The sequence below is a fragment of the Martelella sp. UBA3392 genome, assembly GCF_002358775.1.
In the GTDB taxonomy this organism is placed as follows: Bacteria; Pseudomonadota; Alphaproteobacteria; order Rhizobiales; family Rhizobiaceae; genus Martelella; species Martelella mediterranea.
The window spans coordinates 3,523-12,129 of record NZ_DEPM01000044.1 but is presented as its reverse complement, the minus strand read 5'-3'; the positions used below and the strand labels follow the sequence as shown (position 1 = coordinate 12,129).

Below are 8,607 nucleotides of genomic sequence, written 5' to 3'. Positions count from 1 at the left end.
CGCCCGCCATGTCCACCGGCTCGGCGCGCTGGTGCTTTCCGAACGCGCGGTGAAGAAGCCCGCGGGCGAACAGGCGGCCGCGGCGCTGGCAGAGGGCCTGCGCCAGCACGGGCTGGCGCTGCTCACCTTTCCGAAGGAGGCGGCGCATCTGAGAGAGCGCATCGGCTTCCTGCACCGCAAGCTTGGCTGGCCCTTTCCGGATGTCAGCGATGACGGGTTGCGCGACAGCCTCGATGCCTGGTTCACGCCGTTCCAGACCGGCCAGACATCGCTTGCCGCGGTCACCCCAAAGAGCCTGACGGACGGGCTCAAATCGCTGCTGCCCTATCCGCTTGCCGCCGATCTCGACCGGCTCGCGCCTACCCATTTCACCGCGCCCACCGGCGACCGGCTGCCGATCCGCTATGACGGCGACGAGCCGGTGCTGTCGATCCGGGTGCAGATGCTCTACGGGCTGAAATCGCATCCGACGATTGCCGGCGGCGTGCCGCTGCTTCTGGAACTGACCTCGCCCGCCGGCAGACCGATCCAGACGACGCGCGATCTTCCCGGCTTCTGGGCCGGATCGTGGAAGGATGTGCGCGCCGACATGCGCGGGCGCTACCCGAAACATCTCTGGCCGGAAAACCCGGCCGAGGCCGAAGCAACGCGCCGGGCAAAACCGCGCGGAACGTGACAGGAGAACCGCCATGAGGGCGCCGGAATTGCTGGAGAAGGAACGCCGCCGCAGCCTGCGCCTGCAGACGCTGGTGCGGCTGCGCTGGCTGGCGGTGGCGGGCCAGACCACGACCGCGACTTTCGTGGCCTTCGGGATCGACTTCTCGATGCCGATCATTCCCGTCTTCGCGCTGATCGCCGCGCTCGCGCTCGGCAATCTGATCCTGACGCTGAGGTTTCCGGCGACGCAGCGGGTGGAGCCGCGTTTCGCCTTCGCCCTGCTCGGCTTCGACCTCGCCCAGCTCACCGCCCTGCTTTATCTGACCGGCGGGCTTGCCAATCCGTTCGTGCCGCTGATTTCGGTGCCGGTGATCATTTCCTTCACCGCGCTGCCGCTGCGCCATGCCATGGCGCTTCTGGTGCTGGCGGTCGCGGGCGTTTCCGTGCTGGCAATCGAGCCGTTTCCGCTGCCCTGGTATGAGGGGCTTTCGCTTCAGATCGAGCCGGTGCTGAAATTCGGCATCTGGATCGGGATCGTCTCGATGCTGAGCTTCGCCGCCTTCTACGCCCACCGGATCTCGCTGGAGGCCGAGCAGATCTCGGATGCGCTGGCGGCGACCGAACTGGTGCTGCAGCGCGAGCAGCACCTTTCCCAGCTCGACGGCCTGGCCGCCGCCGCCGCCCATGAACTCGGAACGCCGCTCGCCACGATCTCGGTCGTGGCCAAGGAGATGGCGCGGGCGCTCGGCGACGATCCGGTCCATGGCGAGGACGTGCAACTGCTCGTCAGCCAGAGCCAGCGCTGCCGCGACATTCTTTCCCGGCTCGCCTCGCTTTCCAAGGAGGACGAGAGCCATATGCGCCGGTTGCCGCTGTCCTCGCTGCTGGAGGAGGCGGCGGCCCCCCACCGGCCGTTTGTCGCGGAGATGGAGATCAGCATCGAGGGCGACGGTCCGGAACCGGTCGGCCAGCGCAACCCGGCGGTGCTTTACGGCCTTGGCAACATCATCGAAAACGCGGTCGAGCATGCCGGCCGGGCGGTGAAAATCAGGGCGCGCCACGATGCCACGCGCGTAACCATCACCGTCAGCGACGATGGCGACGGCTTTGCGCCGGATATTCTCGCGCGCATTGGCGATCCCTTCGTCTCGGACCGCCAACCCGATCGCGAGGGCGCCAACCGGGCAGGCGGGCTGGGCCTCGGCCTGTTCATCGCCAAGACGCTGCTGGAGCGCGCCGGCGCGACGCTGACCTTCGAAAACGACGACGGCGCCCGCATCACCATAACCTGGCCGCGCTGGCGGATGGAGACGGAGTGAGGGCAGCTTTGCGTATGGGAAGGGGCTCTAGAACCGTCCTGCGATCCATGCGGCGAGCCGCTCGGCGACGTCGGTCTTGTCCATGTCCGGCCAGTTTTCCGCCCCATCCTTCGTCACCAGCGTGACCCGGTTGCGCTGACCGCCCATGACGCCCTCTTCCGACACGTCGTTGGCGACGATCAGGTCGGCGCCCTTGCGGTCGAGCTTGTCGCGGGCATAGGTCGCGACATCGTTGGTTTCGGCGGCAAAGCCGACGACCAGCGCCGGGCGATCGCTATGATGGCCGACCGTCTTCAGGATGTCGGGATTTTCGATCAGCTTCAGCGGCGGCGGGGCCTCGCCGGGCTTTTTCTTCATCTTCTGCGGGGCGGCATCCTCCGCCCGCCAGTCCGATACCGCCGCGACCATGACCGCGATATCGGCGGGCAGGGCGGCCTCCACCGCGGCAAGCATTTCGCGCGCGCTTTCGACATGCACGGTGGTGACGCCTGCGGGAACAGCGATATTGACCGGACCGGAGACTAGCGTCACCTCCGCGCCGAGCCGGGCAAGGGCTGCTGCAATCGCGTGGCCCTGCCGGCCGGAGGAGCGGTTGGCGATATAGCGCACCGGATCGATCGCCTCGACCGTCGGGCCGGAGGTGACGACCGCGCGCCGGCCGGCAAGCGGCTTCGGCGCTTCGTCGAAAAACGCTTCAACGGCGGCCACGATTTCGAGCGGCTCGGCCATCCGGCCCGTTCCGGCCTCGCCGCGCTCGGCCATTTCGCCGGCCATAGGGCCGATGGTCATGACGCCGTCGCCGACGAGCGTGGCGAGGTTGCGCGATGTCGGCGCGGCAGTCCACATTTTCGTGTTCATCGCGGGCGCGATCATCACCGGGCAATCGCGCGCCAGAAGCACCGCGCCGGCGAGATCATCGGCGATCCCTGCCGCCATCTTCGCCATCAGGCTGGCGGTGGCGGGCGCGACCAGGATCAGGTCATGCTCGCGAGCGAGCCGGATATGGCCGACATCCTGCTCGTCCTCGCGCGAAAACAGATCGGTGAACACATGGCCGCCCGTCAGCGCGCCGACGGCAAGCGGTGTGATGAATTCCTGCGCCGCCGCGGTCATTATCGGCGTCACCGCCGCGCCCCGCTCCTTCAGCCGGCGGATCAGGTCGAGGCTTTTGTAAGCCGCGATGCCGCCGGCAATGATCAGAAGGATGCGTTTATCTCGAAGCGACATGAGCGTGCTTTCCCTACCATTCTGCCGCTACCATTAGCATGGATGCTGCGCCGGAAAACCTCCCTTGAAGGGCGAGAGCCTGGCCGAAGAAAAATTCGTCTGCCTGGTGGCCGATTGAAGGCGCAGAAAGAAAAAATCTTCTACAGATTTCGTTGGTTCCAAACGAACGCGGGTTTATCACGCCTGTCGAAAGAGGGTGGTCCAGATGAAAATTATCGAGACGGAAGCATTCAAGGGACTGACGGCATCGCGCCACCTTGCCATCCCTGACGTAAAGGCGGCGGCGGCGGAGCTTTCGCCGAAGATTGAAAGTGAGGCGGCGGCCTGTGGCCTCGCGATCGCCGGTCCATGGATATTCATGGCGCGGAACCTGCCCCATGACGGCAAGACGCTGTTCGACTGGACGATTTGCTGCCCGGTGACGGTGCCCGACGGGTACCGCCATCAGGGCGACTTCACGCTCAAGGCATTCGAGCCGATCATGGTCGCGACCACCACCTATCAGGGTACGCTGCGGGGTCTGTTCACGAAGGGCTACGCGCCGCTTGTGGAAGAGATCGAGCACTCCCGCCATGTCTTCTCTGGCGAGAGCCGGGAAATCTATCATGCATGGAACGGCGCCAAGGCCGGCTATCACCGGATCGAGATTCAGTTCGGCCTTGCGCGCTGAAGCCGGCGCGGCCTGTTTCGACAGGCCGCGCCGGGTCTCAGTTTACTTCGAGAAATCGAGCGCGCGGTCGCCGTTTTCGTCCCTGATCCGGGTCGGCAGGCCGTTCTGGTTCAGGATGTGCAGGAACGGCTTGGGCGGCAGTTCCTCGACATTGGCCATGGTCTTCACGTCCCACTCGCCGGTGGCCACCAGCATGGCCGCTGCGACAGGCGGAACGCCCGCGGTATAGGAAATGCCCTGCGAGCCGACCTCGTTATAGGCTTCCTTGTGATCGGAGACGTTATAGATGAACACTTCCGCCGGCTTGCCGTCCTTGGTGCCCTTGACGAAATCGCCGATGCAGGTGTTGCCGCTATAGCCGGGCGCGAGCGAGGAGGGATCGGGCAGCACGGCCTTGACCACCTTGAGCGGCACCACTTCCTGGCCGTCGGCCAATTTCACCGGCTGTTCGGAGAGCAGGCCGAGGCTCTTCAGCACGGTGAAGACGTTGATGTAGTGATCGCCGAAGCCCATCCAGAAGCGCACATTGGGCGAGCCCATGTTCTTGGCCAGCGAGTGGATTTCGTCATGGCCGGACATATAGGCCTTCTGCTTGCCCACGACCGGAAGATCGAACTCATGGCCGATCTCGAACATCTTGTTCGTCGTCCATTCATTGTTCTGCCAGGCATAGACGACGCCGGTGAATTCGCGGAAGTTGATTTCCGGATCGAAGTTCGTGGCGAAATACTTGCCGTGGCTGCCGGCATTGATGTCGACGATATCGATATCGGTGATGTCGTCGACATAGTCGTCCTTGGCAAGGCGCGCATAGGCGTTGACGACGCCCGGATCGAAGCCGGCGCCGAGGATCGCGGTCACGCCCTTTTCAGCGCAGCGATCCTTCCGCTTCCACTCGTAGTTGGCATACCACGGCGGGGTTTCGCAGATTTTGTCGGGCTCTTCGTGGATGGCGGTGTCGATATAGGCAGCGCCTGTTTCCAGGCAGGCTTCCAGAACCGACATGTTGAGAAACGCCGTGCCGACATTGATGACGATCTCGACGCCGGTCTCCTTGATCAGGCCGACGGTCGCGGGAATATCCAGCGCGTCGAGCTGGTGCGCCTGCAACACGCCCTCCTGCTTCAGCGCCTTCTTTTCCATGATGCTTTCGATGATCGCATCGCATTTCGCCTTGGTGCGCGAGGCGATATGAATGTCGCCGAGCACATCATTGTTCTGGGCGCATTTATGAGCCACCACCTGGGCGACGCCGCCGGCGCCGATAATCAGGACATTCTTCTTCATCAGGACAACGTCTCCGGTTTCGTCCGTTGTGGCCGCTGGGCCGGTGAAAAAACAAGCGTCACGAAAGACTCGCGACATAATCCTCATAGCCGAACTGGCGCACGGAGCGGATGGTTCCATCCAGCTCCCGATGGGCGATCGCCGGCATTTTCACGCCATTGAACCAGTTCTTCTTGACCATCGTATAACCGGCGGCGTTTTCGATCGAAAGACGATCTCCGACCTTGACCGGCTGTTCGAAGGAAAACTCGCCGAAAATATCACCCGCAAGGCAGGACTTGCCGCAGATCATCACCTTGTGCGGCCCGGTATCAGGCAAAATCGTGGCGCGCTCGCGATAGATCAGCAGGTCAAGCATATGGGCCTCGATCGATGAATCGACGATGGCGAGGTCCTTGCCGTTGTTGAGCGTGTCGAGCACCGTCACTTCCAGCGTCGCAGCACCCGTAATCGCCGCCTCGCCGGGTTCCAGATAGACCTGAACGCCGTATTTTTCCGCAAACCCCTTCAGCCGGTCGGCGAGCCTTTCCAGCGGATAGTTTTCGCCGGTGAAATGGATGCCGCCGCCGAGGCTGACCCAATCAAGCCGCGACAGGAGATGGCCGAACCGTTCCTCGATCACGCCGAGCATGTCGTCGAAACGCTCGAAATCCTCGTTTTCGCAATTATTATGGAACATGAAGCCCGAAACCTTGTCGAGCACCGGCTCGATCACCGCCGGATCATGCTCGCCGAGCCGGGAGAACGGACGGGCGGGATCGGCGAGGTCGAAATCCGAGCTCGAGACCTGGGGATTGACGCGCAGGCCGCGGATCCTGTCAGCCGACTGACGCTCGAACCGGGAAAGCTGACCGATCGAATTGAAGATGATCTTGTCGCAATTGGCGAGCACTTCGTCGATCTCGTCTTCGCCGTAGGCCACCGAATAGGCATGGGTCTCGCCGCCGAATTTCTCATAGCCGAGCTTGACCTCGTAGAGCGATGACGAGGTGGTGCCGTCCATATACTGGCTCATGAGGTCGAACACCGACCAGGTGGCGAAGCATTTGAGCGCGAGCAGGGCCTTGGCGCCGGAGGCCTGGCGCAACCATGCTATCTTTTCCATATTCGCCGTCAGGCGCTGCTTGTCGATGAGATAATAGGGCGTTTGCATCGGCGGGACCTCTTTCAGGCGGCGTCAAAGAAGCGCCCGGGCTCGACGGGCTGTCGAGGTCTACATATTCAAGCGGACGGTAAAATCAACCTCGAAGCGGGGATTTCGCCGGGTCGACAGCATAAAGCCCCGGCCGCAACGCTCTCAGCCCTTCAACAGATAGCGGGCCGCGTCCTCATCGGTGATCAGCGCGTTGATCTGTCCGCCGCGGACGGCCGCGCGGATGGCGCGATGCTTGCGCGCGCCGCGGGCGAGGCCAAACACCGTGGTATCCTCATGAACGGGAATCGGAATGCTGGCGACGCGCTGGTTGATCGGGTGGTCCAGAAGCTGGCCGTTGTCGTCGAAGATCCAGCCGCAGATTTCGCCCGCGGCGCCTGCGGCAAGCAGTTCCTCCATCTCGCCGCCCGTCAGGAAGCCATCGACCAGAAGGGGCGCGTGCGCGCCAAGCTCGCCGATGCCGACGAATGTCGCATCCGCCGTGGCCCCAAGCTCCAGCGTCGGCTTCACCAGCGGCTGGGCGTGGAACAGGATGCGCTCTTCGGGCGTGGAGACCAGAACCGGCAGCGGCATCGGGAAATGGCGGGCATTGATGGCGTCGGCCATCAGGAAGATGACGTTGTAATAGGCCGCCGAGCCATCCGGGCTGATATTGCCGGTGAGTGAGACGATCCGGTGCTGCGGGCAATCCATCGGCGGCAATTGTTCCACGGCGGCGCGCAGCGTGCGCCCGGTGCCCATGGCAAGCACGGTCGGCTCCGTGCGTTTCAGCCAGCGCTCGATTTCGGCGGCCCCTTCCTCGGCGATGCCGGCGACGGAACTGTCGGAGCCCGGATCGCTCGGCACCACCACCGCCTGTTTCAGCCCGAATTCCTTCTGCAGCGCGCTTGAAAGCGCCAGGCATTCGGCGATCGGGTGGTCGAGGCGGACCTTGATCAGGCGTTCCGACATGGCCAGCGATACGAGACGCTGGGCGCTCTGGCGGGAAATGCCCATGGCGGCGGCAATCTCGTCCTGGGTGCGGCCGGCGACATAGTAAAGCCAGCCGGCGCGCGCCGCATCGTCGAGACGGGAAGTTTTGCCGATTTTCTTCGCCATTGCGGGCCGCCATCTTCCTTGGTTGAGCCTTCGTCAACCGGCAGCTTAGTGCCTGCAACGCCTGAAGGGAACCAGTCCCGGCGCTTGCTGTCGCTCATTCCCCGAAAACCGGTTTTCGGCACGCGGGCGCTTGTCGATCGGGGGGCGATGACGATAAAAGCAGGCAGCGGCGGTTTCGCGCCGCCCGAACGGATCGGGAAAAGCCGCCATATCAAGATGGCGGACAGTGAGGAACCATGAGCAAGCGTATCGTTTTCACCGGCGGCAGCGGCAAGGCCGGCCGCGATGTCATTCCCTATCTTCTGGACAGGGGGCATTCCGTCCTCAATCTCGACCTGAAACCGTTTGACCATCCCGGCGTGAACACGCTCACCACCGATCTGACCAAAAGCGGCGAGGTTTTCAACGCGCTGTCGATGCATTTCGGCTTTGACGGCTATGAGAGCGGCGCGCTGCCGAAGGCGCCGGACGCGGTCGTCCATTTCGCCGCCGTGCCGCGCGTGCTGCTGCAGCCCGACAATGTGACCTATGAGACCAATGTGGTCTCGACCTACAATGTCATCGAGGCGGCGATGAAACTTGGCGTGCGCAAGGTGATCATCGCCTCCAGCGAAACCACCTATGGCGTCTGCTTCACCGAGGGCGACAAGGATTTCAAGTCGTTTCCGCTGGAAGAGGATTACGATGTCGACCCGATGGACAGCTACGGGCTTTCCAAGGTCTGCAACGAGAAAACCGCGCGCGCCTTCGCCATGCGCTTTGGCGCTGACATTTACGCCCTCAGGATCGGCAACGTGATCTCGCCGGAGGACTATTCCAATTTCCCGGGCTTCCTCGCCGACCCGCCCTCGCGCAAGCGCAACGCCTGGAGCTATATCGACGCCCGCGATCTCGGCCAGATCGTCGATCTGTGCCTTAAGAAGGACGGTCTCGGCTTTCAGGTGTTCAACGCCACCAACGACACCATCACCGCCAACGAACCGACCGCAAGCTTCCTCGCCAAATACGCGCCAAATATGCCGATCACCCGCGAACTGGACGAATACGAGGCCCCGCTCTCCAACCGCAAGATCCGCGAGGTTCTGGGGTTCAAGGAAGAGCATGATTGGCGCAAATATGTGAAGTGAAAGGCGGTGACGAGGGTATGGCTGTCGCATATGGCCTGACCGCACAGCCCCCAATCTTCTCGCCCCGGA

General features: G+C 63.3%; 8 protein-coding genes. 4 read left to right on the top strand and 4 right to left on the bottom strand.

The window, feature by feature from the left end:
- The coding region (locus B4E36_RS03570) for an ATP-dependent helicase C-terminal domain-containing protein (protein WP_345899989.1) at positions 1-676 on the top strand (676 nt) is incomplete at its 5' end.
- A 13-nt stretch (positions 677-689) separates the two neighbouring features.
- Positions 690-1,976 carry an ActS/PrrB/RegB family redox-sensitive histidine kinase gene (locus B4E36_RS03565; RefSeq protein ID WP_292055386.1) on the top strand — a complete coding sequence of 429 codons (1,287 nt, stop codon included), beginning with the start codon at positions 690-692 and terminating at the stop codon, positions 1,974-1,976.
- A 27-nt stretch (positions 1,977-2,003) separates the two neighbouring features.
- Here B4E36_RS03565 and coaBC read toward each other — a convergent pair whose 3' ends face one another.
- Positions 2,004-3,203: a bifunctional phosphopantothenoylcysteine decarboxylase/phosphopantothenate--cysteine ligase CoaBC gene (coaBC, locus tag B4E36_RS03560; protein ID WP_292055387.1), complete on the bottom strand. Its 1,200-nt coding sequence runs from the start codon at positions 3,201-3,203 to the stop codon at positions 2,004-2,006.
- A 205-nt stretch (positions 3,204-3,408) separates the two neighbouring features.
- Between coaBC and B4E36_RS03555 the strand changes: the two genes are divergently transcribed.
- Complete coding sequence (locus tag B4E36_RS03555) at positions 3,409-3,873, top strand: hypothetical protein (protein WP_292055388.1); 465 nt, start codon at positions 3,409-3,411, stop codon at positions 3,871-3,873.
- Between the two features lie 42 nt (positions 3,874-3,915).
- Here B4E36_RS03555 and B4E36_RS03550 read toward each other — a convergent pair whose 3' ends face one another.
- The 3 genes from B4E36_RS03550 to B4E36_RS03540 all read right to left on the bottom strand — a co-directional run bounded on the left by B4E36_RS03550 (position 3,916) and on the right by B4E36_RS03540 (position 7,411).
- The gene (locus B4E36_RS03550; protein WP_345899988.1) at positions 3,916-5,160 is read right to left on the bottom strand and encodes a saccharopine dehydrogenase family protein; all 1,245 of its coding nucleotides are present in this window, start codon (positions 5,158-5,160) and stop codon (positions 3,916-3,918) included.
- A 58-nt stretch (positions 5,161-5,218) separates the two neighbouring features.
- Positions 5,219-6,313 carry a carboxynorspermidine decarboxylase gene (gene nspC / locus B4E36_RS03545; protein ID WP_345899987.1) on the bottom strand — a complete coding sequence of 365 codons (1,095 nt, stop codon included), beginning with the start codon at positions 6,311-6,313 and terminating at the stop codon, positions 5,219-5,221.
- Between the two features lie 144 nt (positions 6,314-6,457).
- Entirely contained in the window at positions 6,458-7,411 is a 954-nt protein-coding gene (locus B4E36_RS03540) for a sugar-binding transcriptional regulator (protein ID WP_345899986.1), read from the bottom strand.
- Positions 7,412-7,647: 236 nt separating this feature from the next.
- Here B4E36_RS03540 and B4E36_RS03535 point away from each other — a divergent pair, with 236 nt between their 5' ends.
- Positions 7,648-8,538 (top strand): NAD-dependent epimerase/dehydratase family protein, encoded by an 891-nt coding sequence (locus tag B4E36_RS03535; protein WP_292055393.1) that lies wholly within the window; start codon positions 7,648-7,650, stop codon positions 8,536-8,538.
- The last annotated feature ends 69 nt before the right edge of the window (positions 8,539-8,607 follow it).